The sequence below is a fragment of the Streptomyces sp. NBC_01723 genome (assembly GCF_036246005.1).
Lineage (GTDB): Bacteria > Actinomycetota > Actinomycetes > Streptomycetales > Streptomycetaceae > Streptomyces.
Genome location: NZ_CP109171.1, coordinates 5,610,698 through 5,636,525, shown reverse-complemented (window position 1 = coordinate 5,636,525; position 25,828 = coordinate 5,610,698). Strand labels below are relative to the sequence as shown.

General features: G+C 71.5%; 27 protein-coding genes and 2 riboswitches. Of the genes, 9 read left to right on the top strand and 18 right to left on the bottom strand.

Translation table 11 applies throughout. The features are described from left to right. Nucleotide 1: 1 nt before the first annotated feature. Genes OIE75_RS26245 through OIE75_RS26235 form a run of 3 tightly spaced genes read right to left on the bottom strand, consistent with a single transcriptional unit; the run spans nucleotide 2 to nucleotide 2,295 of the window. The gene (locus OIE75_RS26245; RefSeq protein WP_329472288.1) at nucleotides 2-1,009 is read right to left on the bottom strand and encodes a methionine synthase; all 1,008 of its coding nucleotides are present in this window, start codon (nucleotides 1,007-1,009) and stop codon (nucleotides 2-4) included. Between the two features lie 30 nt (nucleotides 1,010-1,039). Then, nucleotides 1,040-1,729 carry an SDR family oxidoreductase gene (locus OIE75_RS26240; RefSeq protein WP_307015221.1) on the bottom strand — a complete coding sequence of 230 codons (690 nt, stop codon included), beginning with the start codon at nucleotides 1,727-1,729 and terminating at the stop codon, nucleotides 1,040-1,042. A 26-nt stretch (nucleotides 1,730-1,755) separates the two neighbouring features. Further along, nucleotides 1,756-2,295, bottom strand: a complete 540-nt coding sequence (locus OIE75_RS26235; protein ID WP_329472287.1) for a TIGR00730 family Rossman fold protein — start codon at nucleotides 2,293-2,295, stop codon at nucleotides 1,756-1,758. Nucleotides 2,296-2,384: 89 nt separating this feature from the next. Here OIE75_RS26235 and OIE75_RS26230 point away from each other — a divergent pair, with 89 nt between their 5' ends. Both OIE75_RS26230 and OIE75_RS26225 read left to right on the top strand, forming a co-directional pair. After that, on the top strand, nucleotides 2,385-2,708 hold the full coding sequence (locus OIE75_RS26230; protein ID WP_307015219.1) for a DUF427 domain-containing protein: 324 nt from the start codon (nucleotides 2,385-2,387) through the stop codon (nucleotides 2,706-2,708). A gap of 53 nt (nucleotides 2,709-2,761) precedes the next feature. Further along, nucleotides 2,762-3,541: an alpha/beta fold hydrolase gene (locus OIE75_RS26225; protein WP_307015218.1), complete on the top strand. Its 780-nt coding sequence runs from the start codon at nucleotides 2,762-2,764 to the stop codon at nucleotides 3,539-3,541. Between the two features lie 70 nt (nucleotides 3,542-3,611). On the opposite strand, the gene mnmA is transcribed toward OIE75_RS26225, so the two are convergent. Continuing rightward, nucleotides 3,612-4,742 (bottom strand): tRNA 2-thiouridine(34) synthase MnmA, encoded by a 1,131-nt coding sequence (mnmA, locus tag OIE75_RS26220; RefSeq protein ID WP_329472286.1) that lies wholly within the window; start codon nucleotides 4,740-4,742, stop codon nucleotides 3,612-3,614. Nucleotides 4,743-4,803: 61 nt separating this feature from the next. On the opposite strand from mnmA, the gene OIE75_RS26215 reads away from it, so the two are divergent. After that, complete coding sequence (locus OIE75_RS26215) at nucleotides 4,804-5,532, top strand: N-acetylmuramoyl-L-alanine amidase (protein ID WP_329472285.1); 729 nt, start codon at nucleotides 4,804-4,806, stop codon at nucleotides 5,530-5,532. An 18-nt stretch (nucleotides 5,533-5,550) separates the two neighbouring features. Here OIE75_RS26215 and OIE75_RS26210 read toward each other — a convergent pair whose 3' ends face one another. The 3 genes from OIE75_RS26210 to OIE75_RS26200 are packed head-to-tail and all read right to left on the bottom strand — an operon-like array spanning nucleotide 5,551 to nucleotide 7,240. After that, nucleotides 5,551-6,720, bottom strand: coding sequence for a cysteine desulfurase family protein (locus OIE75_RS26210; protein ID WP_307015216.1), 1,170 nt, complete (start codon nucleotides 6,718-6,720; stop codon nucleotides 5,551-5,553). A 56-nt stretch (nucleotides 6,721-6,776) separates the two neighbouring features. Beyond that, entirely contained in the window at nucleotides 6,777-7,052 is a 276-nt protein-coding gene (locus OIE75_RS26205) for a DUF4190 domain-containing protein (RefSeq protein WP_307015215.1), read from the bottom strand. 20 nt (nucleotides 7,053-7,072) lie between these two features. Then, nucleotides 7,073-7,240: a hypothetical protein gene (locus OIE75_RS26200; protein ID WP_122617602.1), complete on the bottom strand. Its 168-nt coding sequence runs from the start codon at nucleotides 7,238-7,240 to the stop codon at nucleotides 7,073-7,075. 105 nt (nucleotides 7,241-7,345) lie between these two features. Here OIE75_RS26200 and OIE75_RS26195 point away from each other — a divergent pair, with 105 nt between their 5' ends. Beyond that, a complete protein-coding gene (locus OIE75_RS26195) occupies nucleotides 7,346-7,972 on the top strand; it encodes a TetR family transcriptional regulator (RefSeq protein ID WP_307015214.1) in 627 nt (208 codons plus the stop codon). Nucleotides 7,973-8,017: 45 nt separating this feature from the next. On the opposite strand, the gene OIE75_RS26190 is transcribed toward OIE75_RS26195, so the two are convergent. Then, a complete protein-coding gene (locus tag OIE75_RS26190; RefSeq protein WP_329472284.1) occupies nucleotides 8,018-8,878 on the bottom strand; it encodes a thioesterase family protein in 861 nt (286 codons plus the stop codon). A gap of 76 nt (nucleotides 8,879-8,954) precedes the next feature. Beyond that, nucleotides 8,955-9,743: a TioE family transcriptional regulator gene (locus OIE75_RS26185; protein ID WP_329472283.1), complete on the bottom strand. Its 789-nt coding sequence runs from the start codon at nucleotides 9,741-9,743 to the stop codon at nucleotides 8,955-8,957. A gap of 58 nt (nucleotides 9,744-9,801) precedes the next feature. Here OIE75_RS26185 and OIE75_RS26180 point away from each other — a divergent pair, with 58 nt between their 5' ends. Beyond that, nucleotides 9,802-11,022, top strand: a complete 1,221-nt coding sequence (locus tag OIE75_RS26180) for an erythromycin esterase family protein (protein ID WP_329472282.1) — start codon at nucleotides 9,802-9,804, stop codon at nucleotides 11,020-11,022. Nucleotides 11,023-11,025: 3 nt separating this feature from the next. On the opposite strand, the gene OIE75_RS26175 is transcribed toward OIE75_RS26180, so the two are convergent. The 9 genes from OIE75_RS26175 to OIE75_RS26135 all read right to left on the bottom strand — a co-directional run bounded on the left by OIE75_RS26175 (nucleotide 11,026) and on the right by OIE75_RS26135 (nucleotide 20,965). Then, nucleotides 11,026-11,685 carry a trimeric intracellular cation channel family protein gene (locus OIE75_RS26175; protein WP_122617597.1) on the bottom strand — a complete coding sequence of 220 codons (660 nt, stop codon included), beginning with the start codon at nucleotides 11,683-11,685 and terminating at the stop codon, nucleotides 11,026-11,028. A gap of 68 nt (nucleotides 11,686-11,753) precedes the next feature. Then, the gene (locus OIE75_RS26170) at nucleotides 11,754-13,067 is read right to left on the bottom strand and encodes an ABC transporter ATP-binding protein (protein ID WP_329472281.1); all 1,314 of its coding nucleotides are present in this window, start codon (nucleotides 13,065-13,067) and stop codon (nucleotides 11,754-11,756) included. Between the two features lie 29 nt (nucleotides 13,068-13,096). Then, complete coding sequence (locus tag OIE75_RS26165) at nucleotides 13,097-14,194, bottom strand: ABC transporter ATP-binding protein (protein WP_307015209.1); 1,098 nt, start codon at nucleotides 14,192-14,194, stop codon at nucleotides 13,097-13,099. After that, nucleotides 14,191-15,189: an ABC transporter permease gene (locus OIE75_RS26160; protein WP_307015208.1), complete on the bottom strand. Its 999-nt coding sequence runs from the start codon at nucleotides 15,187-15,189 to the stop codon at nucleotides 14,191-14,193. The genes OIE75_RS26165 and OIE75_RS26160 overlap by 4 nt, the downstream gene beginning before the upstream one ends. A gap of 108 nt (nucleotides 15,190-15,297) precedes the next feature. Further along, nucleotides 15,298-17,091, bottom strand: a complete 1,794-nt coding sequence (locus tag OIE75_RS26155) for an ABC transporter substrate-binding protein (RefSeq protein WP_307015207.1) — start codon at nucleotides 17,089-17,091, stop codon at nucleotides 15,298-15,300. A 70-nt stretch (nucleotides 17,092-17,161) separates the two neighbouring features. Beyond that, a complete protein-coding gene (locus OIE75_RS26150; RefSeq protein ID WP_122617592.1) occupies nucleotides 17,162-18,169 on the bottom strand; it encodes an ABC transporter permease in 1,008 nt (335 codons plus the stop codon). A gap of 313 nt (nucleotides 18,170-18,482) precedes the next feature. Further along, nucleotides 18,483-19,280: an enhanced serine sensitivity protein SseB C-terminal domain-containing protein gene (locus tag OIE75_RS26145; protein WP_329472280.1), complete on the bottom strand. Its 798-nt coding sequence runs from the start codon at nucleotides 19,278-19,280 to the stop codon at nucleotides 18,483-18,485. 165 nt (nucleotides 19,281-19,445) lie between these two features. Then, nucleotides 19,446-20,222, bottom strand: coding sequence for an enhanced serine sensitivity protein SseB (locus tag OIE75_RS26140; RefSeq protein ID WP_307015205.1), 777 nt, complete (start codon nucleotides 20,220-20,222; stop codon nucleotides 19,446-19,448). 74 nt (nucleotides 20,223-20,296) lie between these two features. After that, complete coding sequence (locus OIE75_RS26135) at nucleotides 20,297-20,965, bottom strand: AAA family ATPase (RefSeq protein ID WP_307015204.1); 669 nt, start codon at nucleotides 20,963-20,965, stop codon at nucleotides 20,297-20,299. 178 nt (nucleotides 20,966-21,143) lie between these two features. Further along, a riboswitch (glycine riboswitch) is annotated at nucleotides 21,144-21,238 on the top strand. Beyond that, nucleotides 21,239-21,355, top strand: a riboswitch (glycine riboswitch). It begins immediately after the preceding riboswitch. Nucleotides 21,356-21,398: 43 nt separating this feature from the next. Here OIE75_RS26135 and gcvT point away from each other — a divergent pair. The 4 genes from gcvT to OIE75_RS26115 all read left to right on the top strand — a co-directional run bounded on the left by gcvT (nucleotide 21,399) and on the right by OIE75_RS26115 (nucleotide 25,779). Then, the gene (gene gcvT / locus OIE75_RS26130) at nucleotides 21,399-22,532 is read left to right on the top strand and encodes a glycine cleavage system aminomethyltransferase GcvT (protein ID WP_307015203.1); all 1,134 of its coding nucleotides are present in this window, start codon (nucleotides 21,399-21,401) and stop codon (nucleotides 22,530-22,532) included. Between the two features lie 111 nt (nucleotides 22,533-22,643). Continuing rightward, the gene (gcvH, locus tag OIE75_RS26125) at nucleotides 22,644-23,021 is read left to right on the top strand and encodes a glycine cleavage system protein GcvH (protein ID WP_122617587.1); all 378 of its coding nucleotides are present in this window, start codon (nucleotides 22,644-22,646) and stop codon (nucleotides 23,019-23,021) included. 14 nt (nucleotides 23,022-23,035) lie between these two features. Then, nucleotides 23,036-24,313, top strand: a complete 1,278-nt coding sequence (gene glyA, locus OIE75_RS26120; RefSeq protein WP_307015202.1) for a serine hydroxymethyltransferase — start codon at nucleotides 23,036-23,038, stop codon at nucleotides 24,311-24,313. 98 nt (nucleotides 24,314-24,411) lie between these two features. After that, nucleotides 24,412-25,779, top strand: a complete 1,368-nt coding sequence (locus tag OIE75_RS26115; protein ID WP_329472279.1) for an L-serine ammonia-lyase — start codon at nucleotides 24,412-24,414, stop codon at nucleotides 25,777-25,779. Nucleotides 25,780-25,828 lie beyond the last annotated feature (49 nt).

Here is a 25,828-nt window from a genome sequence, read left to right as displayed (position 1 = left end):
GTTACTCTGGGTTGTCCGCGAGGGATCTCGCCGCCCGGACGCACTGGGCGAGGGCCCGGCGGGCGTACGCGGGGGAAGCGCCCGCGAGTCCGCACGACGGGGTGACGGTGACCGCCTCCGCGAGCAGCTCCGGCCGCAGCCCCAGCCTGCGCCACAGCGTCCTGACACCCATGACGCTACCGGCAGGGTCTGACAACGGGCCGTCGGTGCCGGGCACGACACCGGCGAAGAGCCGGGTGCCCGACTCGACCGCCTCGCCGAGCGCCTCGTCGTCACGCTCGGTGAGGAGCGAGAAGTCGAAGGAGATGCCCGCGACGCCCGCCCGGCGCAGCAGGGCGAAGGGGACGTCCGGTGCGCAGGAGTGGACCACGACGGGGTCGCCGCCGTGCGCCCCGGCGACGTCGCGCAGGGTGGCCTCGACGACCTGGCGGTCCACGGCACGGTGGGTGCGGTAACCACTGGCGGTGCGTACCTGGCCGCGCAGGACGGCGGTGAGCGAGGGCTCGTCGAGCTGGAGGACGACACGGGCGCCGGGCACGCGGCGCCGCACCTCCGCCAGGTGCAGGCGCAGGCCCTCGGCGAGCGAGGCGGCGAGGTCGCGGCAGGCGCCGGCGTCGGACAGGACCGCCTCGCCGCCCCGGAGTTCGAGGGCCGCGGCGAGCGTCCACGGGCCGACGGCCTGGACCTTCAGCGGCCCCTGGTAGCCCTGCGTGAACTCCTCCAGGGCGTCCAGGTCCTCCCCGAGCCAGGCGCGGGCCCGTTTGGTGTCGCGTCCGGGCCGGTCGCCCAGCCGCCAGCCGCTGGGCTCCACGCGCGCGTACAGCTCGACGAGCATCCCGGCGGTGCGGCCGATCATGTCGGCGCCGGGGCCTCGGGCGGGCAGTTCGGGGAGGAAGGGGAAGTCCTCGAAGGTGCCCGTGGCGGTCTTGACGGCCTCGCGGGCGTCGTCCCCCGGGAGGGAGCCGACGCCCGTGGCGGGACCGAAGCTGGACTGGCTGTTTTCACTCACCGCAGCAGCCTACGGAACACCCCGCCGGCGTCACCTTCCCGGGCGGACCGTGAGGTCGTTGATCTCGGCGTCCCTCGGGAGGTCGAGGGCCGTCAGGATGGTCGTGGCGACCGACTCGGGGTCGATCCACCGCGACGCGTCGTACTCCTTGCCCTCCTGCTGGTGGACCTTGGCCTGCATCGGGCTGGCGGTGCGGCCCGGGTAGACGGAGGTGACGCGGACGCCGTTCGCGTGCTCCTCCTGGCGCAGGGCGTCGGCGAGCGCCTTGAGGCCGTGCTTGGAGGCGCCGTACGCCGACCAGCCGGCGTGGGCGTTGAGGCCGGAACCGGAGTTGACGAACAGCACCTGGCCCTGGGCGACCCGGAGCTGGGGCAGGAAGAGGCGGGTCAGCTCGGCGGGGGCGACGAGGTTCACGGCCAGCTGGTGGCGCCAGGTCTTCGGGGTGAGGTCGCCGACCGGTCCGAGGTCGACGACGCCGGCGATGTGCAGCAGCGAGTCCACGCGCTCGGGCAGCGTCTGGTGCGAGAAGGCCCAGGAGAGCTTCTCCGGGTCGGCCAGATCGCCGACCAGCGTCTTCGCACCGGGGTAGGCGGCCGCCAGTTCCTTGGCGCGGCCCGCGTCGCGCGCATGCAGGACGACTTCGTCGCCGCGCTCGTGCAGGCGGCGGGTGACGGCCGCGCCGATGCCGGAGCCCGCTCCGGTGATCACATGTGTAGCCATGCCGCCATGCTCGCACCACCGGGGGGCTACTCGATGCCCTGGCTCTCCTCCAGGTAGGCCAGCGCGCCGACCGGCTCCTCGGCGAAGAAGACCAGCTCGGCCAGGGGGCGGGGCAGGAAGCCCTCGTCCTCCATGCGGCGGAACTGCTCCTTGAGGCCGTCGTAGAAGCCGGCCGTGTTGAGCAGGACGACCGGCTTGTCGGTGTGCCCGTGCTTCTTCAGCTCCAGGATCTCCGTCGCCTCGTCGAGGGTGCCGGTGCCGCCGACCATGATCACCACGGCGTCGGCCTTCTCCAGCAGCAGCCGCTTGCGCTCGGCGAGGTCCCCCGCGATCACCATCTCGTCGGCGCCCTCGCGCGCCTTGGCGGCCAGGAAGTCCACCGAGACACCCAGCAGCCGCCCTCCGGCCCCCTGCACGCCGTCGGCGACCACCTTCATCAGGCCGACGTCGGAGCCGCCCCAGACGAGGGTGTGGCCGCCCTTGCCGAGGAGTTCGGCGAACTCCTTCGCGGGGCCGGTGTAGCGCGCGTCGAGGTCCGCGGCGGAGAGGAAGACGCAGATGTTCATGGGGCAACGGTACGTTCGGCGCCCGGCGGGGAAGAACCCGGCTTCCGGACGCGCTGAAGTGACCGAACCCACTGTCCGAGGAGGACGACGTGACCAAGGGACACATCATCACCGTGGAGCCGAGCGACCGGCACGTGCGCGCGGTGCACGGCGGCCGGGTCCTGGCGGAGAGCGACAAGGCGCTGGTCCTGCACGAGACGGGCTGTCCGGACCGCTTCTACATCCCGGCCGAGGACGTACGGCTCGACCTGCTGACGCCCTCCGGCACCCGGACGCACTGCCCCTTCAAGGGCGACGCGTCCTACTGGTCGCTGCCCGAGGCGGCCGACCTGGTCTGGGCGTACCCGGACCCGAAGACGGAGGTGGCGGAGATCAAGGACCACCTCTGCTTCTACGACGTCGAGGTCTCCTGAGCCGTCCGTGTCCTGAGCGGTTAATCGCGTGCATTGGGGCACTCTGCACAGACATGGAGAAGAACACCCTTTCGCGCGACGGCACGCGCATCGCCTACGAACGCAGCGGGCGGGGACCCGCGGTGGTCCTCGTCAGCGGCGCGATGTCGACGGGCGCCACGACCGCGCCCCTGGCAGCGGAGCTGTCGGACCGCTTCGACGTCACCGTGTACGACCGCCGGGGCCGCGGCGGGAGCGGCGACACGGCCCCCTACGCGGTCGAGCGCGAGATCGAGGACCTGGCCGCCCTGATCGAGGCGGTGGGCGGCGAGGCGAGTCTCTACGGCATGTCGTCGGGCGGCGCGCTGGCGCTCCGCGCGGCGGCGAGCGGGCTGCCGGTGCGCCGGGTCGCCGTGTACGAGGTGCCGTACGCGATGGACGACGCCGCGGCGCGGTCCGCCGCGGAGTACACCGAGGGGCTCGCCGAGGCGCTCGGCAAGGACCGGCGCGGGGACGCGGTGGAGCTGTTCCTGCGCCGGACCGGCCTGGGCGAGGACATGATCCGGGGCGCCCGGCAGTCGCCGATGTGGGCGGGCATGGAGTCGGTCGCGCCGAGTCTGGCGTACGACGACGCGGTGATGGGCGACAGCCGGGTCCCGGAGGCCGGGATCGCCTCGATCACCGCTCCCCTGCTGGCCCTCGCGGGCGGCGCGAGCGACGCCTGGTGGCACGAGGCGGCCCGGGCGGTCGCCGACGCGGCACCGCGCGGCACCTACGGCACCGTGGCGGGACAGGCCCACATGGTGGAGCCGGGCGTACTGGCGCCGGTGCTGACGGAGTTCCTGGGTCAGTGAGCCCGGGCGGGCCCCAGGGGACGACGCCGGTTGTCTCCGGTGGCTTCGGTCCGGACGACGGGCTCCGTGTTCAGGCCGCGCCGGCGGTCGCGCGCGTGGTGGAGGCGATCGTCGCCGAGCCCACCACGCGTGTGCCGTCGTACAGCACGATCGCCTGGCCGGGGGCGACGCCGCGCACCGGCTCCGCGAAGGACACCTCCAGTGCGTCGTCGACCAGCTCGGCCCGCACCTCGGTCTCGCCGCCGTGGGCGCGCAGCTGGGCCGTGTAGGTGCCGGGGCCGACGGGGGCGGCGCCGCACCAGCGGGGCTTGATCGCGCGGAGGGCGTCGACGTCCAGCGCCGCGGCCGGGCCGACCGTGACGGTGTTGTCCACGGGCGAGATGTCCAGGACGTAGCGCGGCTTGCCGTCGGGGGCCGGGGTGCCGATCCGGAGCCCCTTGCGCTGGCCGATGGTGTAGCCGTAGGCGCCCTCGTGGGTGCCGAGCCGGTTGCCCGCCTCGTCGACGATGTCGCCCTCGGCGCGGCCGAGGCGGTCGGCGAGGAAGCCCTGGGTGTCGCCGTCCGCGATGAAGCAGATGTCGTGCGAGTCGGGCTTCTTGGCCACCGCGAGGCCCCTGCGCTCCGCCTCCGCGCGGATCTCGTCCTTGGTGGTGAGCGTGTCGCCGAGCGGGAACATCGCGTGGGCGAGCTGCCGGTCGTCCAGCACGCCGAGGACGTAGCTCTGGTCCTTGGCCATGTCGGAGGCGCGGTGCAGTTCGCGGACGCCGTCCTCGCGCAGGATCACCTTGGCGTAGTGGCCGGTGCAGACGGCGTCGAAGCCGAGGGCCAGCGCCTTGTCGAGCAGCGCGGCGAACTTGATCTTCTCGTTGCAGCGCAGGCACGGGTTCGGGGTGCGGCCGGCCTCGTACTCGGCGACGAAGTCCTCGACCACGTCCTCGCGGAACCGGTCGGCGAGGTCCCACACGTAGAACGGGATGCCGATGACGTCCGCGGCGCGGCGGGCGTCGCGTGAGTCCTCGATGGTGCAACAGCCCCGGGCGCCGGTGCGGAAGGACTGCGGGTTCGCGGAGAGCGCGAGGTGGACGCCGGTCACGTCGTGCCCCGCCTCGGCCGCGCGGGCGGCGGCGACGGCGGAGTCGACCCCGCCCGACATGGCGGCGAGGACGCGAAGGGGACGGGTGCGCTGCGGGGTGTCAGTCATAACCCTTCCAGAGTAAGGGGAGGGCGGGAACCGGAGCGCGCGAGTATGCGTTGAAGATCGCATGGGGGCGAAGCACGAATCCACGAGTGGGTCCGCGGACGGGTCGGCGGGCGGGTCCGGCGACGCGGACCGGCGGATCGGCCGGCGCGCGCTGATCGTCGGCGGTGCCGCCGCGGCCGTGGGCACGGCCGTGCTGGCCCGCGACGAGCTGGCCCGGCTGTGGTGGCGGGTGCCGGGCGTCGAGCGGCCCCGCGAGGAGGGCGCGGTCGACTACTCCGGCGCGCGCTGGGTGGCGGCGGCGGACGCGAACTGGCGGCGGGCCGACCGGCCGGACGACTTCGGCGTCGACATGGTGATCGTGCATGTGACGCAGGGCAGTTTCGACAGCGCGGTGAAGGCGTTCCAGGACCCGGGGCACCAGGCGGCCACGCACTACATCGTGGGCCAGGACGGGGGCGTCACCCAGATGATCCGCGAGCTGGACGTGGCGTACCACGCGGGCAACCGCGACTACAACGAACGCAGTGTCGGCATCGAGCACGAGGGCTTCGTGGACCGCCCGCAGGACTTCACCGACGCGATGTACGCCGCCTCCGCGCGGCTGACGGCGGGCATCTGCGCGCGGTACGACATACCCCTGGACCGCGAGCACATCATCGGCCACGTGGAGGTGCCGGGCACCGACCACACCGACCCGGGCCCGCACTGGGACTGGGAGCGGTACATGAAGCTGGTGCGCCGGGCGGCCACGAGCACCCCGTCACCCAGTCCGTCCCGGTCCGGGGCGTAGGCCGCCCGGCTCGCGGGCCTACGTCAGCCCGGCCGCCCGCGCCCGCTCCACCGCGGGTCCGATCGCCTTGCCGAGCGCCTCCACGTCGGCCTCCGTGGAGGTGTGGCCGAGGGAGAAGCGCAGGGTGCCGCGGGCCAGGTCGGGGTCGGTGCCGGTGGCCAGCAGGACATGGCTGGGCTGGGCGACGCCCGCCGTGCAGGCGGAGCCGGTGGAGCACTCGATGCCCTGGGCGTCGAGCAGGAGCAGCAGGGAGTCGCCCTCGCAGCCGGGGAAGGTGAAGTGGGCGTTGGCCGGCAGGCGCCCCTCCGGTGCCGGATCGCCGCCGAGGATGGCGTCCGGGACCGCCGTGCGGACGGCGTCGACCAGGTCGTCGCGCAGGGCGCCGATCTCGCGGGCGAACCACTCGCGCTGCTCGGCGGCGAGGCGTCCGGCGACCGCGAAGGAGGCGATGGCGGGGACGTCGAGGGTGCCGGAGCGGACGTGGCGTTCCTGGCCGCCGCCGTGCAGGACGGGCACCGGGGTGTACTCGCGGCCGAGGAGCAGCGCGCCGATGCCGTAGGGGCCGCCGATCTTGTGGCCGGAAACGGTCATCGCGGCGAGCCCGGAGGCGGCGAAGTCGACCGGGAGCTGGCCGACAGCCTGGACCGCGTCGGCGTGCAGCGGTACGCCGAACTCGGCGGCCACGTCGGCGAGTTCACGGACCGGCAGGATGGTGCCGATCTCGTTGTTGGCCCACATGACGGTGGCGAGGGCGACGTCGTCGGGGTTGCGGGCGACGGCCTCGCGCAGCGTGTCGGGGTGCACGCGGCCGTGGGCGTCCACGGGCAGGTACTCGACCCGGGCGCCCTCGTGCTCGCCCAGCCAGTGCACCGCGTCGAGGACCGCGTGGTGTTCGACGGGGCTGGCCAGCACCCGGGTGCGGGCCGGGTCGGCGTCGCGCCGGGCCCAGTACAGGCCCTTGACGGCGAGATTGTCGGCCTCGGTCCCGCCGGAGGTGAAGACCACCTCGCTGGGGCGGGCGCCGAGCGCTTCGGCGAGGGTCTCGCGGGCCTCCTCGACGGTGCGCCGCGCACGGCGGCCGGACGCGTGGAGCGAGGAGGCGTTGCCGGTGACGCCCAGGTGCGCGGTGAGTGTCTCGACCGCCTCGGGAAGCATCGGGGTGGTCGCGGCGTGGTCGAGGTAAGCCATGGTGAGGCCGATTCTACGGGGCCCTCGCGCCCGGCCTCAGGGCAAGGTTGGCCGGTTCACATACTCCACGACATCGTGTTGTCCGTGGCCATGAACGCCACCAGGACCAGCAGGTCGGCGACGCCCAGGCCGAGACCGAGGAGGGCCCGGCCGCGGCGGGCGGTGCCGCGCCACAGGGCGACCGAGGCCAGGGCGATGGCGATCGGGCCCAGGAAGACGTTGAGGACGAGCAGGCCGAGCAGGCCGAGGACGAAGGAAGCGACGGCCATGCCGTCGGTGTCCCGGATGCCGGTGGGGCGGGTGGAGCGGTTGGCCGGTGCGGTGAGCTGCATGAGGTTCTCCCTACCGTGCGTCAGTGGGCGGAGGTGCTCCGTCGGCGGCCGTGCCGCTCGCGGATCGCGAAGACGCCGAGCCAGACGGCGATGACCAGGCCGACGGCGACGGAGAAGGTGAGCGGCGCGTGGGCGACGGTGCCCAGCACCACACCGAGGAGCAGCAGTGCGACAACGAGAAAGATCATGGTGCGCGGATCCCCCCAATCTCTGGTTACAGTTGTTCACTGACTACCCAGTCTAGCGCTCCACACCGCTTTCCAATTCCAGAGAACAGTTGTTAACTGCATGGTATGAGTCACACTCCCGGCGTTCGGCAGGCCCAGAAGCGCAAGACCCGGCAGGCGCTCCTGGACGCGGCGCTCGGGCTGCTGGAGGAGCAGAGCCTGAGCAGCCTGGGTCTGCGCGAGGTCACCCGCGCCGTGGGCGTCGCCCCGACCGCCTTCTACCGGCACTTCCGCTCCACGGCGGACCTGGGGGTGGCACTGGTCGAGGAGGCGCTGGGCAGCCTGCATCCGATGATCCGGACGACGGTGTCTCCGGCCGAGGACAGTGACGAACGCATCGCCCGCGCGGTCGAGTTGATCGCCGGGCATGTGGCCGCGCACCCGGCGCACGTCCGGTTCGTCGCCCGTGAGCGGCACGGCGGCGTGCAGCCGGTGCGCGAGGCGATACGGGAGCAACTGGCCCGGTTCGCCGAGGAGGTGCAGGCCGAGCTGGCCAAGGACGCGGAGTCCGCGGGCTGGAGCGAAGCGGACCTGCGGATGCTGGCCGGCCTCTACGTCGACCAGATGCTGATCACGGCCTCGCTGTTCCTGGAGGCCCTGGACGCCCCCGAGGAGGAGCGCAGGCGCGCCGCGGAGACGGCGACGCGCCAACTGCGGCTGATCAGCGTCGGCCGCCGGCACTGGCTGGACTGACCGAACCGCCGCGGCCGGAGCGCCGGGCGGCCGACGCGGCGCGGGTCAGGCGAGCCGGACCCGGGCCAGCTGCCGGGACTGGGCGACCAGGCGGTCGGCGCTGTCCCAGACCTCGCCGTCCTCCTCCAGGAAGCCGCCGGCGAGGTTGCGGGTGGTGATGGAGACCCGCAGTGGGCCCGGCGCCGGGCGGCACCGCACGTGCACGGTCAGCTCGACCGTGGGCACCCAGCCCTTCAGCCCCATCTCGAAGGCGGTGGGGGGCAGCGCGTCCACCGCGAGGAGCAGCGAGAGCGGGTCGGCGTCGCGGCCGTCGGCCAGCCCGAACCAGGCGCGCATCTCGCCCCGGCCCGAAGGCTGTCCGAGCGCCCAGCCCAGCGTGGCGGGGTCGAGCTTCAGCTTCAGCCGGTCGGCGATGGCGGAGCTGCCGTCGACGGGGGCGGGGCCGTCCTCCGGGCCGAAGCAGTGCTCGACCGGCGGGATCGCGGGCGGCTTCACGGAGGTGCGGACGTCGTCGGGCAGCGTGTCGAGGTCGCCGTAGGAGGCGAGGACGCGGATGCGCTCGACCTCGTTGCCCTCGTCGTCGTACTGGAAGAGGGATGCCTGCCCCGTGGAGAGGCCGCGTCCCGCGCGGACGGTCTCGGTGCGCACGACCGCGGGGCCCGGGTGCGAGGCGGTCAGGTAGTGCGCCGAGACCGTGAAGGGGTCCGGATGCGGGAGGGCGTCGCCCAGGGCGCGGCCCAGGACGGCCAGCAGGTAGCCGCCGTTGACGGCGTTGATGATCGTCCAGCCGGCGGAGAGGTCGATGTCGTAGACGCCGGGGGCGCGCCGGGTGACGTGGGTGTCCCGGTCGAACTCGCTGTCGCCGACGGTGGCCGCTACGGCCGGGGCGGAGGCTGCTTCTGACATGGCTGCACGGTACAACAGGGAACTACTAAGCGGTAGCTTTTCCCTGCCTCATGCGTGCGGCCGCACGGCTGCGGCTTCACGCCCGCTCCTCCCGTGCCCGCAGGTACGCCTCCAGTTCCGCGGCCCCGGCCAGCAGCGCCCTGCCGCGGGCGGAGAGGCGGTCGTGCCAGTCGCGCAGGGTGGCCTCCAGGGGCTCCAGTCCGCCGGCCGACCGCACCTGCTCGATCACCGGCGCGATCCGTGCCAGCGGGTAGCCGCCGCGCCTGAGCTGGTGCGCCAGCTTGGCGTCCCGTACGTCGGCCTCTCCGTAGACCCGGTAGCCGGTCAGCGGGTCGCGGCTCGGACGCACCAGCCCGGCACGCTCCCACTTGCGCAGGGTCGCGGGCCGGATGCCCAGCTCCCGGGCGAGTGGCCCGACGAACCTGCCCGCGGGCGCGGACGTCACGGCGGTGGCGGCGGTGGCGGCGGTGGTGGTGGTGGCGGCGGTGGTGGTGGCGGTGACACCGGACCCCGGCCGCCCGAGGTCCCGCAGCGCGCCCTCGACGGCCTCCAGGGTCCGCCGGTCGTCGAGCAACTGCGCGTGGCTCTCGTCGATCAGCCGGAACGCCTCGGCCGTCGCGCCCTCGTTCACCGCCCGCATGACCGCGGTCGCCGTCCGGTGGCCGTGGCCGGGCAGCAGGGCGAGGAAGGCGTCCAGCGCCCGCGCGTGCAGCGGGGTGTAGGTGCGGTAGCCGTGGGCCGTGCGGTCGGCGGCCGGAAGGATGCCGGCCTCCTCGTAATTCCTGACCGCCTGCGTGGACAGACCGTGCCCGCGGGCCAGATCGACGGGCCTGAGCTTTCCCCGACTTTGAGGGTTTTGCGCCACGCACTGGACGATATCGCGGCCAACTCTCAACCGGAAGTTCAGCGATACGGTTTAGTGCATGGCTACTGGCATCAAGGACATCACGCTTCCCGCGGACGCCGCTGCCGTCCTGGGCATGCTCCCGGCCCGGCCCCGCGTGCTCGCCCTGGGCGAGCCCACCCACGGCGAGGACACCCTCCTCGACGTGCGCAACGATCTCTTCCGGCAGCTCGTCGAGCAGGAGGGCTACCGGACCCTCGCGATCGAGAGCGACTGCCTGGCCGGCCTGGTCGTGGACGACTACGTCACCTCGGGCGCCGGCACGCTCGACGACGCGATGGAGCACGGCTTCAGCCACGGCCTCGGCTCCTCCGACGCCAACCGTGACCTCGTGCGCTGGATGCGCGCGTACAACGAAGGCCGGCCCCCGGCCGAGCGGGTGCGCTTCGCCGGTCTCGACGGCCCGCTGGAGATCACCGGCGCCGCGAGCCCCCGGCGGGCCGTCACCGCGCTCCACGACCACCTGTCGGCACACGTCGGCCCCGGCCTGCTCCCCTGCACCGCCGGGACGCTCGACCGCCTGCTCGGCGCCGACGACCGGTGGACCGAGCCCGCGGCGATGACGGACCCGGCGCGTTCGGTGGGGCGGTCGGCCGAGGCCGGGGAATTGCGGGCCCTCGCCCACGACCTGGTGGCGCTCCTCGACGAGCAGACGCCGCACCTGCTCGCGACGGCCTCGCGGGACGACTGGGACCGGGCGCGGCTGTACGGGCGTACCGCGACCGGACTGCTGGATTACCACCGCTGGATGGCCGACGCCTCCCCGGCCCGGATGAACCGGCTGCTCGGCGTGCGGGACCGGATGATGGCCGGCAACCTCCTCGCGCTCGCGGAGCGCGGCCGGGTGCTGGTCCACGCCCACAACTCCCACCTCCAGCGCGAGAGGAGCTCGATGCGCATGTGGCAGGGGCCGGTGGCGTGGTGGAGCGCCGGTGCGCTGGTGAGCGCCCGGCTCGGCGCGGAGTACGCCTTCGTGGCCACGGCCCTCGGCACGATCCGCCACCAGGGTGTGGACACTCCCCCGCCCGGCACCCTCGAAGGCCACCTGTACGCGCTGCCGGAGGACCGCTGCGTCGTGGACGCCGGACGGCTGGCCTCCGCCCTCGGCGACCCGCGGCCCGCGCCCCGGGTGTCCCCCTGGTTCGGCTACGCCCCGCTCGATCCCGCCCACCTGGACACGATCGAGGGCGTCGTCTTCATCAAGGACATGCCGGACAGGGACGTGCCGGACAGGCCCTGACGGTCACTCCCCCTCCACCACCGTCGACCGCCGGTTCCAGGCGCGGGGGGCCCGCCAGTGGAAGCGCAGCGCGAGCAGCCGCAGGACGAAGGCGGTGACGACCGCGAGTGCGCTGGTGAACGGGGTGAGGGCCTCGTAGCGGATGCACAGGGCGACCATCGCGGAGCCGACGATGGCCGGGACGGCGTACAGGTCGCGGTCCCAGCGCAGGAGTGAGGGCACCTCGTTGGCGAGCACGTCGCGCAGGACGCCGCCGCCGACCGCGGTGGCCAGGCCCAGGCAGGCGGAGGCGGTCAGGCCGAGCCCGTAGTCGTACGCCTTGGTGGTGCCGGCGACGCAGAACAGGCCGAGACCGGCCGCGTCGAAGATGTTCACGCCGTTCTGGAGGCGCTCCACGTGGGGGTGGAGGAAGAAGACCAGCACCGTGGCGAGCAGCGGGGTGACGAAGTACCCCAGGTCCGTGAACGCGGCGGGCGGCACCGCCCCGATGACCAGGTCCCGGAACAGCCCGCCGCCCAGGGCGGTGACCTCGGCGAGGACGGCGATGCCGAACACGTCGAAGTTCTTGCGTACGGCCAGCAGCGCGCCGGAGATGGCGAAGACGAAGATGCCGATCAGGTCGAGTGTGTGCTGGACGGTGGGGCTGAAGAGTTCCTCGTACACCCGGCCATTCTCACCCGCCGACGAGCCCCCGCCTCACGAGTGAGGGCGGGGGCTCGTCGACGGACGGGTCACTTCTCCTTGGCGGGAGGCTCCTCGTCGGTGGCCTCGGAGGTGGCCTCGGTGCTGGTGGCCTCGGCGGACGCCTCTTCGGCCTCGGCGGACGCCTCTTCAGCCTCGGCGGACGCCTCTTCAGCCTCGGCGGACGCCTCTTCGGCCTCGGCGATCGCCTCGACCTCCGCGGCCACGGCCGCCGAGGTCGCCGCCGACTCCGCGAGGGCGTCCTCCGACACCAGCTCCGCCGCCTCCTTGGCGGCCGTGAGCAGGACGACGTCCTGCGGGGCCTGGTCCTCGAAGTTCTCCGGGTGGTGGCAGGCCACCTGCTGGCCGGGACGCAGCTCCTTGAGCGGCGGCTCGGTGGTGGTGCAAATCTGCGTCGCCTTCCAGCACCGGGTGTGGAACCGGCAGCCGCTCGGCGGCGCGATCGGCGAGGGCACGTCGCCCTTGAGCAGGATGCGCTCGCTCTTGGCACCGCGGCGCGCCGGGTCCGGAATCGGCACCGCCGACATCAGGGCCTTGGTGTACGGGTGCATCGGCGACTTGTAGAGCAGGTCGCGGTCGGCCAGCTCCATGATCTTGCCGAGGTACATCACCGCGATCCGGTCCGAGACGTGCCGGACGACGGACAGGTCGTGCGCGATGATCACGTACGTCAGACCCAGCTCGGTCTGGAGGTCGTCGAGCAGGTTGACGACCTGCGCCTGGATCGACACGTCCAGGGCGGACACCGGCTCGTCCGCCACGACCATCTTCGGGTTGAGCGCGAGCGCGCGGGCGATGCCGATGCGCTGGCGCTGGCCGCCGGAGAACTCGTGCGGGTAGCGGTTGTAGTGCTCGGGGTTGAGGCCGACCACCGACAGCAGCCGCTGGACCTCCTTCTTGACCCCGCCCTCGGGCTCGACGCCCTGGAGCTTGAAGGGGGCGCTGACGATCGTGCCGATGGTGTGGCGCGGGTTCAGCGAGGAGTACGGGTCCTGGAAGATCATCTGCACGTCGCGGCGCAGCGGACGCATCCCGCCGACCCCGAGGTGGGTGATGTCCTTGCCCTCGAACTCGACCTTGCCCGCGGTCGGTTCGAGCAGCCGGGTGATGAGCCGGCCCATGGTCGACTTGCCGCAGCCCGACTCGCCCACGACGCCGAGGGTCTCACCGGCGCGGACCTCGAAGTCGATGCCGTCGACGGCGCGCACGGCGCCGACCTGGCGCTGCAGCAGGCCCTTCTTGATCGGGAAGTGCTTCTGCAGCCCGGTGACCTTCAGCAGGGTCTCGCCGGGGGCGGCGTCCTTGGTGAGGGTGGCGCCGCTGCTCTGTGCGGGGATGGTCACCGCTGTGTCCTCTGCCTTCGCTTTGTCACTCACAGCTTCGGCGCAATCTCTTCGGTCCAGATACGCTCCCGCTGCTCCTGCGACATGTGGCAGGCCGCCCAGTGCCTGCTGCCGACCTCGGACAGCTCCGGGCGGACCGTACGCGTGACGTCGTCCTTGGGCACGTCGGCGTACGGGCAGCGCGGGTTGAAGGCGCAGCCGGACGGGAGGTTGATGAGGGAGGGCGGGGAGCCCTTGACCGGGATGAGGCGTTCCTGCTGGTCGCGGTCGAGGCGCGGCATCGAGCCGAGCAGGCCCCAGGTGTAGGGGTGCCGGGGCTCGTAGAACACCTTCTCCGCCGGACCCCGCTCGACGCACCGGCCGCCGTACATCACCAGGAGGTCGTCGGCCAGTTCGGCGACGACGCCCAGGTCGTGGGTGATGATGATGACCGCGGAGCCGAACTCCTTCTGCAGATCCCGGATCAGGTCCAGGATCTGCGCCTGGACGGTCACGTCCAGGGCGGTGGTCGGCTCGTCCGCGATGAGCAGCTCGGGGTTGTTGACCAGCGACATGGCGATCATCGCGCGCTGGCGCATACCGCCGGAGAACTCGTGCGGGTAGCTGTCCACCCGCTTGTCCGGCTGCGGGATGCCGACGCGGTCGAGCATCTCGACGGCGCGGCGCTTGGCGGTCTTCTTGTCCACGTCGTGGTGGATGCGGTACGCCTCCACGATCTGCTGCCCGATCGTGTAGTACGGGTGCAGCGCGGACAGCGGGTCCTGGAAGATCATCGCCATGTTCCGGCCGCGCAGCTTGCGCACGTGGTCCGGGTCGGCGGAGAGCAGCTCGGTGCCGTCCAGCCAGATCTCGCCGGATATCCGGGCCTTGCGCTTGCCGTACTGGCCGGCGGTGTGCAGGCCCATGATGCCGAGCGAGGTCACCGACTTGCCGGAGCCGGACTCGCCGACGATGCCGAGGGTCTTGCCCTTCTCCAGCTGGAAGCTGAGCCCGTCGACCGACTTGACCAGACCGTCGTCGGTGGGGAAGTGCACCTTGAGGTCGCGCACTTCCAGGAATGCCTTCGGAGCGGGCGAGGTGGCGGTGGGCTCGCCCACGGCCGCCCCGCTCTTGCTGAGTTCGGTCATGCGAGCCTCACTCGGGGGTCGATCACGGCGTACAGGACGTCCACCACGAGGTTGGCGATCAGCACCGCGAGAGAAGTGATCAGGACGACACCCAGGATAAAGGGCAGGTCCTGGTTCTGGATCGCGTCCAGCACCTTCTGGCCGAGGCCGGGGAGGCTGAACGTGGTCTCGGTCAGGATCGCGCCGCCCATGAGGGCGCCGAGGTCCATGCCGAGCATGGTCAGCAGCGGGGTCAGGGTGGACCGCATCGCGTGCTTGCGGATGACGACCACCTCCTTGAGGCCCTTGGCCCGCGCCGTGCGGATGTAGTCCTCACCGAGGATCTCCATCATGGTCGCCCGGGTGATCCGGGCGTACATCGCGGCGTACAGGAAGGCCAGGGTGATCCAGGGCAGGATCATGCCGCCGAACCAGCCGGACAGACTCTCGTCCAGCGGGACGAACTCCGCGTTGATCCAGCCCAGGCTGTGGGAGAAGATCGCGAGGCTGAGCAGACCGGTGAAGTAGATGGGGAGGGAGACGCCCGCGAGCGCGACGACCATCGCACCGCGGTCCCACAGGGTGCCCCGCTTGAGCGCGGAGAGCACACCCGCCGCCAGACCGAAGATCAGCCACAGCACGGCCGCACCGAGCGCGAGAGCCAGGGTCACCGGGAATCGCTCGGTCAGCACCGGCCAGACGGCCTGTTCGCTGCGGAAGGAGTAGCCGAAGCAGGGGGCGGAGCACTGGGTGACGTCGCCGCCGCCCGCGTAGGTCCGGCCCGCGAAGATGCCCTTGAAGAACTCCCAGGCCTGGACGAAGATCGGGTCGCCCAGACCCAGCTTCTGCCGCACCGCTTCGACGGAGGCCGGGTCGGCCTGCTTGCCCACGAAGCTCGTGGCGATGTCGACGCCCGCCCACTTGGGGACGAGGAAGAAGATGCCGAAGACCACCAGGATGATGACCACGAGCATCACTACGGCGGCGAACAGCCGCCTGATGAGGTAAGCGAGCACAGCTTACGGCCCGCCGCGGATCGCGGGCCGCCGGAGGTCTTCCGGCGGCCCGCGGTCACGCCGCGCCGGCCTTCACCTGCCTTTCGTGCCGTACGGCGGGTGTACCGGTTACTTCGAGGACTTCAGGCCGAGGTTGACGAAGTCGTACATACCGCTGTAGCCGTCGGTCGTGTAGACGTTCGCCAGTCGGCTGGAGCGCCAGTTGATGAACTTCTCGAAGACGAAGGGCAGGTAGTAACCGCCCTCCATCACCTTGTGGTTGATCTGCTTGGCGATGTCCGCCTTGCCGGTGTCGTCCAGGGTGGTGACGTACTTGTCGAACAGGCCGTCGATCTCCTTGTCCTTGATGAGCGCGTAGTTGTTGTTACCGCTCTCGAGGATGTAGTCGCTGCTCCACAGCGGGAGACCGTAGCCCTGGACCGACGGGAAGTCGGGGCCCCAGCCCATGATGATGATGCCGTAGTTCTTCTTGACCACGTTCGAAGGGCTGCCGATGATGCCGGCGGTCTGCGAACCGTCGTACTGGTCGATGTCGACCGTGATGCCGATCTTCTTCAGCGACGCCTGGAGCGACTCGGCGGTGGCCACCTCGACCGGCTTGTTGTTGCGGACCGCGATGGTGGTCTTGAAGCCGTTGGGCTTGCCGCAGGCCTTCAGCTCTTCCTTGGCCTTGGCGACGTTGCCCTTCTTGTTGGCACCGGCCATCTCGTACGGGTCGTACTTCTGGCCCTCGGAGCCCGGCACCGCCGGCGGCAGCATGTTGGTGCCGATGTCGCCACCGGCCTGCGGGCCACCGCGCGCGGTCTGGAGCGAGACGTGGTCGGCCCCGTAGAGCACGGCCTTGCGGCAGTGGATGTTGTCGAACGGCTTCACGCTCTGCGGGAAGACCGCGTAGCGGATGTAGCCGGAGACCGGGTTGTCGACGTTGCCCTTGTGCTGCTTCAGGGCGGTGGTGCGGCCCTGGGGCGACAGGCCGGTCTGGGCCAGGTCGATGTCGTAGTCGCCGGCGATCAGACGCTGGTCCAGCTCGTTGGCGTTGGTGAAGAACTTGATCGTGATCTTGTCCGGGTACGCCTTGCGGACCGGGTCCGAGTCCTGCTTCCACGAGGTGTTGCGGACCAGGGTGAGGTCCTTGCCCGGGTTGTAGGACTGGAACTTGTACGGGCCGGAGGAGAACGGCTTCAGGCCGTACTTGGACTTGGTGTCCTTGTCCTGGCGGACCGGGGACGCCGAGGTCAGCGCGAGCATCTCCTCGAAGTCCGAGTTGGCCTGCGGGAGCTTGAAGACGATGGTCTTGTCGTCCGGCGTCTCGATCGCCTTCAGACCCAGCTTGTCCGCGGACTTGTCCTTGTAGGGGCCCTGGTACTTGTCCTCGGGGTCGAGCACCTCCTTGAGGTACGTCGGACCGCCGGAGAGGACGTCCTGTGCCCACACGCGCTCGATGCCGTACTTGATGTCCTTGGAGGTGATCGGCTTGCCGTCCTCCCAGGTGACGCCGTCACGCAGGGTGTACGTATAGGTCTTGCCGTCGTCCGAGACCTTGGCGACGTCGGTGGCGAGGTCGGGGGTGACGCCCGCGCCCTTCTCACCCGGCGCCGGCGTGTTCGTCACGAGCTGGCGGGAGTAGTACCGCGAGAAGTTCCACATGAAGCCGTAGTAGCCGCGGGTGGTGTCCCACGAGTCGGCGTCCTGGACGCTGGCGAACTTCAGCTCGCCGCCCTTCTTGGCCTGGTCGGCCTGGGCGATCTTGTTGTTCGCGGCGTCGAAGCCGGCCGCGCCGTTCTTCGACCCCTCGCCGTCGCTGTCACCGCCGCCGCACGCCGCCGTGGTCAGCAGCGCGGCGACCACTGCGGCAGCGGCCATGGCCTGCTTGCGCCGCCCTGAGGTGCGTTGGGTAGTCACGATCTCGGATCCTCCGGATTAGATGAGAGACCCCGTGCAGGTGCCACGGGTCGCTTGCCGGTACGGCAGGTCAGCGGGAGCCCTTCGGGTCCAGCGCATCGCGTACGCCGTCTCCGAAGAGGTTGAAGGCAAGAACGGTGATGAAGATCGCCAGACCGGGGATCACCATGTACATGGGATCCGACTGGTAGTAGTCGATCGCGCTCGAGAGCATCTGCCCCCAGGACGACGTGGGCGGCTTGACGCCCACACCCAGGAAGCTGAGTGCCGCCTCGGTGAGGATGTTGGTGGGGATCATCATCGTCGTGTACACGATGATCGGGGCCACCAGGTTGGGCAGCAGTTCCTTGAACAGGATGTAGAAGCGTCCGGCCCCCAGGGACCGGGCGGCCTCCACGTACTCCCGTTCACGCATGGAGAGCGTCTGGCCACGCACCACGCGCCCGATGTAGGGCCAGCCGAAGAAGCCGATGACGAGGATCATCACGAAGAGGCGCACGCCCGTGCCGCTGAGTCCCAGCATCTCGTTCGGCATCACCGAGACCAGCGCGATGATGAAGAGCAGCTGCGGGAAGGCCAGCAGGCCGTCCATGACCCGGCTGATCAGGGCGTCGACCCAGCCGCCGAAGAAGCCGGCGAGCACACCCAGGACGGTTCCGATGATCACGGCGACGATCGCGGACAGGAAGCCGACGAGCAGCGAGATCCGGGCGCCGTGGACGATGCGGGCGAAGATGTCGCGGCCGTTGACCGGCTCGACGCCGAACCAGTGGTCGCCGCTGATGCCGCCGAGTGACCCCCTGGGCGTGCCGAACAGCGGGTCGATCAGGTCCTCGTGGTAGACGTCCGGGTCCTGCCCGACGATGTTGGTGATCAAGGGCGCGAAGATCGCGACCACGACGAGTAGGAGCACGACGACACCGCCCGTCAGGGCGAGCTTGTCCCGCTTCAGGCGCTCCCAGGCGATCCTGCCAAGGGAACGCCCCTGTACCGCCTTGGCTTCGGCGCCGGCAACCGCCGCTTCCTCGGCCGCACTCGGGGCCGCTTCCGCGGTCGGCTCGTGCAATGGTGCCGTCATCTGGCAGGGACCCCTCTCAACCGGCGGTAGCCGGCCCGCACTTGCCGCTGTAGCGGCGTGATCCGTCCGTCGTACAAAGGGGCGAGCATCCACCCCTTGTTGCGGGAGTCTTCAACGCTTTGGCGATCTGTAGCCAGACTTGACGGTGAATGGATGCGCAACCGTGATGCTGTTCGAGGTGTTCCGTTATCCGGACAGTGGGTAACGGGGGCCGGACACGGACGAGTTGGGACAGAGGGGACAAGACGGCGCTTTGCGCCCTCATCTACGCGCGAAGATCGCCACCGGTCACGCCGGGCCGGACCCGCGACCGTCAGTACCGGCCCCCGGCCGGAGGGTATCCGTACCCGCCCACCGGCGCCTGCGCGGGGGCGGGGGCGTGGGCCTCGCGGTCGTAGAACGGACGGGCGTGGGCGCGCAGCCACATGGCGACCGGGTCGTGGACGTCGGTCATCGCCACCGTCGACACCGCGAGCCCGTCCGGCACCGCGCCGACGGACTGCTGCATCATCGCGCGCACCGCGTCGACGGCCGGCGGGGAGGCGTCGTAGACCTCGAGACCGATGGCGAGGTACGGCGCCCCGAGCGCGGGCTGCACCCAGGCGCGGCGCAGCGCGCGGACCGCCGGGGTGCGGTGGGCGTTCTGCGTGAGCAGGGCGTAGAACTGGGGGATCTCGATGGCCGGTTCGGACAGCCGCAGGGGTCCGGCGGGCTGGCGGTCCAGGCCGGAGGCGATCCGGCGCAGGTCCGGCCAGGGGATGCCGACGCCGCCGCCGGGGGCGTGCGGGTTGAGCCAGAGGCCGAAGTGGTCCGGGTAGAGGGCGCGGGCCGCCTCCAGGCCGTCGACCACCTCGTACGACCTGTTCCAGCCGCTGGCCGACAGCTCCTGGGCGGAGGTGACGCACGGCGCGTAGCCGTAGCCCTCGACCTCCATGTTTCCGTACTGGGCGTCCGGGGAGCCGGCCTGGCCCTGCCACAGCAGCATCCAGACCTGGCCGGAGGTGGGGGTGGCGAGCGCGCGCAGCAGGGCCTCATAGGCGTCGTAGCGCCCGGGCGTCACCTGGCGCAGCATGTGCTCGACCTGCCCGGTCGTGGTGCCGCTGGCGCTCACGTCTGTGGCCCTTTCTGGAAGTTCCCGGTCGTGGAAACAGCTTACGGCTCCGCGGGGTGGGGGGCGCCTATGAGCCGGGGGCGCTGTGTGCGTTGGCGGGTGCGGGTTCGTCGTGGCTGGTCGCGCAGTTCCCCGCGCCCCTGGGTTGGCTGCCCTGACCGGCGTTTACAAGTCCCGGTCGTAGAAGGGGCGGACCCTTTCCCTCATCCAGTCGCAGACCGGGTCCTGGGCGGCCTCCAGGAGGACCAGGTTGACCGGCCACGTCGGCGGGGCGGCGGTGAGGGCGCGGCCCAGGGCGTCCAGGGGGAGGGCGCGGGCGTCGCCCTCCCAGTGGGTGAGTTCGACGCCGACGAACAGGGTCGGGTCGGCGGTCTCGACGGCGGCCAGGCAGCGGCGGGCGGTGCGCACCACGCCGGTGGCGGCGAACTCTGCGGAGGCCGCGGCGAGGAAGTCCACCGGGTCGTCCTGCCAGTCCGGCTCGAAGAGGCGGACCCGGCCGCCGGACGCGGGCCCGTCCAGCGGGGTGCGGCCGGCCCGGCACAGCTCGGCCACGGCGGGCGGCGGCAGCGGGATGCCGACCACGCCCTCGGGGTTCACGGCGATGCCGATCTGCGGGGGCAGACCGCGGGCGAACTCCGCGGCGGGGGCGACGGTGTACGCCATCTGCGCCCCGGCGACCTGGCGGAGCTGCTCCTCGGAGCTGAACACCGGCACGTACGCCTGGCCGTCGATCTCCAGGGAGGGCAGGTCGAGGGGGCCGCTGTGCGGGCCGCCGCCGTTCGGCAGGGGGACCCAGAGGACACTGCGGCCGAGCACCTCCACGATCCGCCCGCCGGCGCCCGGTACGCCGAGGGAGGCGGAGAGCACCTCCTCCAGCTCGTTGCCGGGCCAACCGCCGTGCGGGTGGGGGTGTGCCTGTGCCGGGAACCCGGGGAAGTCCATCTGCCTACCGCCTGCCTGGTACCGCTGTATTGGCTGAAAAGGCTAACCCGTCCGACCCGGCTCCCCGCGGTCCGTCATCCGGTGAAGGCGATGCGGCGGAGGGCGTTAGCGGCCGCCCGGTCCAGCACGATCGCCGAGGTGCAGCCGGCCGGCAGGGCGCCCCCGGTCACGGCGTGCAGCAGGCGGGAGTTGGCCGCGCGGTGCCGCAGGAACGCGTACCGCGAGACGCCGCGGCCGCGCTCGCGCTGCCCGGCCAGGGCCTGGTCGACGCCGACGTCGAGGAGCAGCAGGTGCAGGGTGCCGTCGCGGCGGCGGGCCTCCCGGGCCAGCCAGCCGCGCACCCAGGACTGTGTGCCGCAGTCGTGCACGACGACGCCCTCGCCGGAGCGCAGCGCCTTGCGGAGCCCCGCGTAGTGGGCGAGGCGGACCAGGGGGCGGTAGAGCGCGTACGGCAGGAAGCCCGGCATGCGGCGCTCCCAGCGGTCGCGGGTGTCCTGGGAGTCGATGCGCGGGCCGCGCACGGTGCGCGCCATCAGGGTGGACTTGCCACTGCCGGGCAGGCCGGTGATCACCACCAGGTCCCGGGGTCCGAAGAGCAGGGCGTGCGGGCTGTGCCCGTCCCGCTCGCGCAGGTCGCGGACGACGGCCGCGGGCCGCTCGGCGCACGACTGCGGGGCCGGGGCGGAGGGCTGCTCGGGCAGCGCGAGGCCCGAGGTCGTGGCGTAGGCCGTGGTCCTGTTCACCGTGATCGTCTCCCCTGGGGCGGTTCACGAGTTCCCATCCCCGTCGAGTGTAAAGAGAAGGTAATGCGCAGGTCTCGCGATTTCGTTCGCTTACTGCCACAAGCCGGTTACAGATCACGGTCTGCCACGAATCGGCCGGTCGTGCAATGATGGCGGCGCCAACTGCATACCGGCCGTTTGAATCCGCGCGGGAGAGTCCCCGGCCACGCCGGGGCGCCGAAGGAGCAAGTCCCTCCCTTGAATCTCTCAGGCCCCCGTTACCGCGCGGGCGAGGCACATCTGAAAAGCGGGCCGCCGTCCGACGGCTGCCCCACCCAAGGTGCAAGCCCTGATCGCCGTACTCCGGTGGTCGTGGCGAACCTCTCAGGTTCCGATGACAGATGGGGAGGACCGACCTCGCCCGTGCCGTCCTGTCCTGGGAGACGACCGACCGATGAGCAGTTCGAATATCCGCCGTACCGCGCTCGACGCCACCCATCGCGCGCTGGGCGCGACGATGACCGACTTCGCCGGCTGGGACATGCCCCTGCGCTACGCCTCCGAGCGTGACGAGCACGTCGCGGTGCGCACCCGGGCCGGTCTCTTCGACCTCTCGCACATGGGCGAGATCACCGTCACCGGGCCGCAGGCCGCCGCGCTGCTGGACTTCGCGCTGGTCGGCAACATCGGCGGCGTGAAGCCGGGCCGCGCCCGCTACACCATGATCTGCCGCGAGGACGGCGGCATCCTGGACGACCTGATCGTCTACCGCCTGGACGAGGCCGAGGCCGGCTCTTCTCACTACATGGTCGTCGCCAACGCCTCCAACGCGCAGACCGTGCTCGACGCGCTGACCGAGCGGGCGGCCGGCTTCGACGCCGAGGTGCGCGACGACCGCGACGCCTACGCGCTGCTCGCCGTGCAGGGCCCCGAGTCCCCGGGCATCCTCAAGAGCCTCACCGACGCCGACCTGGACGGCCTGAAGTACTACGCCGGTCTGCCCGGCACGGTGGCCGGCGTCCCGGCGCTGATCGCGCGCACCGGCTACACCGGCGAGGACGGCTTCGAGCTGTTCGTGAAGCCGGAGCACGCCGTCGAGCTGTGGCAGGCGCTGACCGAGGCGGGCGAGGGCGTCGGTCTCGTCCCCTGCGGCCTGTCCTGCCGGGACACGCTCCGCCTGGAGGCGGGCATGCCGCTGTACGGGCACGAGCTGACCACCTCCCTGACGCCCTTCGACGCCGGGCTCGGCCGGGTGGTGAAGTTCGAGAAGGAGGGCGACTTCGTCGGTCGCGCCGCGCTGACCGGGGCCGCCGCCGAGGCCGAGCAGAACCCGCCCCGCGTGCTGGTCGGCCTGGTCGCCGAGGGCCGCCGGGTCCCGCGCGCCGGGTACCAGGTCGTCGCCGGCGGCGAGGTGGTCGGCGAGGTCACCTCCGGCGCCCCCTCCCCCACGCTGGGCAAGCCGATCGCCATCGCGTACGTCGACGCGGCGCACGCGGCTCCGGGGACCGAGGGTGTGGGCGTGGACATCCGGGGCAGCCACGAGCCGTACGAGGTCGTGGCACTGCCCTTCTACAAGCGCCAGAAGTAGACACTGAGGGCGGAGGGCCACCGACCCCCGCGCGTGTCCTTGCTGCTCAACGGCAGTGTCAGCAGTCCCCCCATTCATCAGCAGTCACCCGCGTACAGGAGAATTCAGGCCATGAGCAACCCCCAGCAGCTGCGCTACAGCAAGGAGCACGAGTGGCTGTCGGCCGCCGAGGACGGCGCCTCGACGGTCGGCATCACGGAGCACGCGGCCAACGCGCTCGGTGACGTCGTCTTCGTGCAGCTTCCCGAGGTCGGCGACTCGGTGTCCGCGGGCGAGACCTGCGGCGAACTGGAGTCGACCAAGTCCGTCTCCGACCTGTACTCCCCCGTCTCCGGTGAGGTCACCGAGATCAACGAGGACGTCGTCAACGACCCGTCGCTGGTGAACAGCGCCCCCTTCGAGGGCGGCTGGCTGTTCAAGGTCCGGGTCACGGACGAGCCGGGCGACCTGCTCTCCGCCGACGAGTACACCGCATTCGCCGGCGCCTGAGGAGTCACGGACGCATGTCGCTTCTGAACACACCCCTGCACGAGCTCGACCCCGACGTCGCCGCCGCCGTCGACGCCGAGCTGGACCGCCAGCAGTCCACCCTGGAGATGATCGCCTCCGAGAACTTCGCGCCCGTCGCGGTCATGGAGGCCCAGGGCTCGGTCCTGACCAACAAGTACGCCGAGGGCTACCCCGGCCGCCGCTACTACGGCGGCTGCGAGCACGTCGACGTGGTCGAGCAGATCGCCATCGACCGGGTCAAGGCGCTCTTCGGCGCCGAGCACGCCAACGTGCAGCCGCACTCCGGCGCCCAGGCCAACGCCGCCGCGATGTTCGCGCTGCTCAAGCCCGGCGACACGATCATGGGTCTGAACCTCGCCCACGGCGGGCACCTGACCCACGGCATGAAGATCAACTTCTCCGGCAAGCTCTACAACGTCGTCCCGTACCACGTCGGTGACGACGGCCAGGTCGACATGGCCGAGGTGGAGCGGCTCGCCAAGGAGAGCAGGCCGAAGCTGATCGTCGCCGGCTGGTCCGCCTACCCGCGTCAGCTGGACTTCGCCGCCTTCCGCAAGGTCGCGGACGAGGTCGGCGCGTACCTCATGGTCGACATGGCGCACTTCGCCGGTCTGGTCGCGGCGGGCCTGCACCCGAACCCGGTGCCGCACGCGCACGTCGTGACGACCACCACGCACAAGACGCTGGGCGGCCCGCGCGGCGGTGTGATCCTCTCCACGGCCGAGCTGGCCAAGAAGATCAACTCTGCGGTCTTCCCCGGTCAGCAGGGTGGACCGCTGGAGCACGTGGTCGCCGCCAAGGCCGTCGCCTTCAAGGTCGCCGCGAGCGAGGACTTCAAGGAGCGCCAGACCCGTACGCTGGAGGGTGCCCGCATCCTTGCCGAGCGCCTGGTGCGGGACGACGCGAAGGCGGCGGGCGTGTCGGTCCTGACCGGTGGCACGGACGTCCACCTGGTCCTGGTCGACCTGCGCGACTCCGAGCTGGACGGCCAGCAGGCCGAGGACCGCCTCCACGAGGTCGGCATCACGGTCAACCGCAACGCCGTCCCGAACGACCCGCGTCCGCCGATGGTGACCTCCGGGCTGCGCATCGGTACGCCGGCCCTGGCGACCCGCGGCTTCACGGCCGAGGACTTCGCCGAGGTCGCGGACGTGATCGCCGAGGCACTGAAGGCGCCCTCTCCCTTCGGGGCCGCCGACGCCGAGGCGCTGGCGGCCCGGGTGAAGGCCCTGGCCGACAAGCACCCGCTGTACCCGGGTCTGAACAAGTAGACACCGCGTGATCGGGGCGCCGCGCCCGCCACAAGCGAGTCCGGCGCCCCGCCCCGAAGCACCACCCTCTGCACCACCCCCGTTCTGAGGAGACCCCCGTGGCCATCTCGGTCTTCGACCTGTTCTCGATCGGCATCGGCCCGTCGAGCTCGCACACGGTCGGCCCGATGCGCGCGGCCCGCATGTTCGCCCGCCGCCTGCGCAACGAGGAGCTGCTGGACTCCGTCGCCTCCGTCCGGGCCGAGCTGTACGGCTCGCTCGGCGCCACCGGACACGGCCACGGCACCCCCAAGGCGGTGCTGCTCGGCCTGGAGGGCGACTCGCCGCGCACGGTGGACGTGGAGACGGCCGACGACCGTGTCGAGACGATCAGGACCTCGGGCCGCATCCGCCTCCTCGGCGAGCACGAGATCGCCTTCGCCTACGACGACGACATGGTCCTGCACCGCCGCGAGACCCTGCCCTACCACGCCAACGGCATGACCCTGTGGGCGTACGACGCCGAGGGCGCCGAGGTGCTGACCAAGACCTACTACTCGGTCGGCGGCGGCTTCGTCGTCGACGAGGACGCGGTGGGCGCGGACCGCATCGTGCTCGACGACACGGTGCTCAAGTACCCCTTCCGCACCGGCGACGAGCTGCTCCGCCTGGCCCGGGAGACGGGCCTGTCCATCTCCGCCCTGATGCTGGAGAACGAGCGGGCCTGGCGCGACGAGGACGAGATCCGCGAAGGCCTGCTGGAGATCTGGCGGGTGATGCGGGCGTGCGTGGACCGCGGCATGACCCGCGAGGGCATACTCCCCGGCGGCCTGAAGGTCCGCCGCCGCGCCGCCAACACCGCGCGCAAGCTGCGCTCCGAGGGCGACCCGCAGGCCCTGGCCATGGAGTGGATCACCCTCTACGCGATGGCCGTGAACGAGGAGAACGCGGCCGGCGGCCGTGTCGTCACCGCCCCGACGAACGGCGCGGCGGGCATCATCCCGGCCGTCCTGCACTACTACGTCAACTTCGTGCCCGGCGCCGACGAGGACGGCGTGGTCCGCTTCCTGCTCGCGGCCGGCGCGATCGGCATGCTCTTCAAGGAGAACGCCTCCATCTCCGGCGCCGAGGTCGGCTGCCAGGGCGAGGTCGGCTCCGCCTGCTCGATGGCGGCGGGCGCCCTCGCCGAGGTGCTGGGCGGCTCCCCCGAGCAGGTGGAGAACGCCGCCGAGATCGGCATGGAGCACAACCTCGGCCTGACCTGCGACCCGGTCGGCGGCCTCGTCCAGATCCCGTGCATCGAGCGCAACGGCATGGCCGCGGTGAAGGCGGTCACGGCGGCCCGGATGGCGATGCGCGGCGACGGCTCCCACAAGGTCTCCCTCGACAAGGTCATCAAGACCATGAAGGACACCGGCGCCGACATGTCCGTCAAGTACAAGGAGACGGCCCGGGGCGGGCTGGCGGTGAACATCATCGAGTGCTGAGCAGAGGGCCCTGACCAGCGCGTTCACGCCCCTGACTTCGGGAATTCCG

Bases quoted from the DNA above. Each gene is read 5' to 3' on its own strand.
- OIE75_RS26240 (WP_307015221.1), bottom strand. From the start codon at position 1,729: ATGGCTACACATGTGATCACCGGAGCGGGCTCCGGCATCGGCGCGGCC.
- OIE75_RS26235 (WP_329472287.1), bottom strand. From the start codon at position 2,295: ATGAACATCTGCGTCTTCCTCTCCGCCGCGGACCTCGACGCGCGCTAC.
- OIE75_RS26225 (WP_307015218.1), top strand. From the start codon at position 2,762: ATGGAGAAGAACACCCTTTCGCGCGACGGCACGCGCATCGCCTACGAA.
- mnmA (WP_329472286.1), bottom strand. From the start codon at position 4,742: ATGACTGACACCCCGCAGCGCACCCGTCCCCTTCGCGTCCTCGCCGCC.
- OIE75_RS26215 (WP_329472285.1), top strand. From the start codon at position 4,804: ATGGGGGCGAAGCACGAATCCACGAGTGGGTCCGCGGACGGGTCGGCG.
- OIE75_RS26210 (WP_307015216.1), bottom strand. From the start codon at position 6,720: ATGGCTTACCTCGACCACGCCGCGACCACCCCGATGCTTCCCGAGGCG.
- OIE75_RS26205 (WP_307015215.1), bottom strand. From the start codon at position 7,052: ATGCAGCTCACCGCACCGGCCAACCGCTCCACCCGCCCCACCGGCATC.
- OIE75_RS26200 (WP_122617602.1), bottom strand. From the start codon at position 7,240: ATGATCTTTCTCGTTGTCGCACTGCTGCTCCTCGGTGTGGTGCTGGGC.
- OIE75_RS26195 (WP_307015214.1), top strand. From the start codon at position 7,346: ATGAGTCACACTCCCGGCGTTCGGCAGGCCCAGAAGCGCAAGACCCGG.
- OIE75_RS26190 (WP_329472284.1), bottom strand. From the start codon at position 8,878: ATGTCAGAAGCAGCCTCCGCCCCGGCCGTAGCGGCCACCGTCGGCGAC.
- OIE75_RS26180 (WP_329472282.1), top strand. From the start codon at position 9,802: ATGGCTACTGGCATCAAGGACATCACGCTTCCCGCGGACGCCGCTGCC.
- OIE75_RS26165 (WP_307015209.1), bottom strand. From the start codon at position 14,194: ATGACCGAACTCAGCAAGAGCGGGGCGGCCGTGGGCGAGCCCACCGCC.
- OIE75_RS26150 (WP_122617592.1), bottom strand. From the start codon at position 18,169: ATGACGGCACCATTGCACGAGCCGACCGCGGAAGCGGCCCCGAGTGCG.
- OIE75_RS26140 (WP_307015205.1), bottom strand. From the start codon at position 20,222: ATGGACTTCCCCGGGTTCCCGGCACAGGCACACCCCCACCCGCACGGC.
- gcvT (WP_307015203.1), top strand. From the start codon at position 21,399: ATGAGCAGTTCGAATATCCGCCGTACCGCGCTCGACGCCACCCATCGC.
- gcvH (WP_122617587.1), top strand. From the start codon at position 22,644: ATGAGCAACCCCCAGCAGCTGCGCTACAGCAAGGAGCACGAGTGGCTG.
- glyA (WP_307015202.1), top strand. From the start codon at position 23,036: ATGTCGCTTCTGAACACACCCCTGCACGAGCTCGACCCCGACGTCGCC.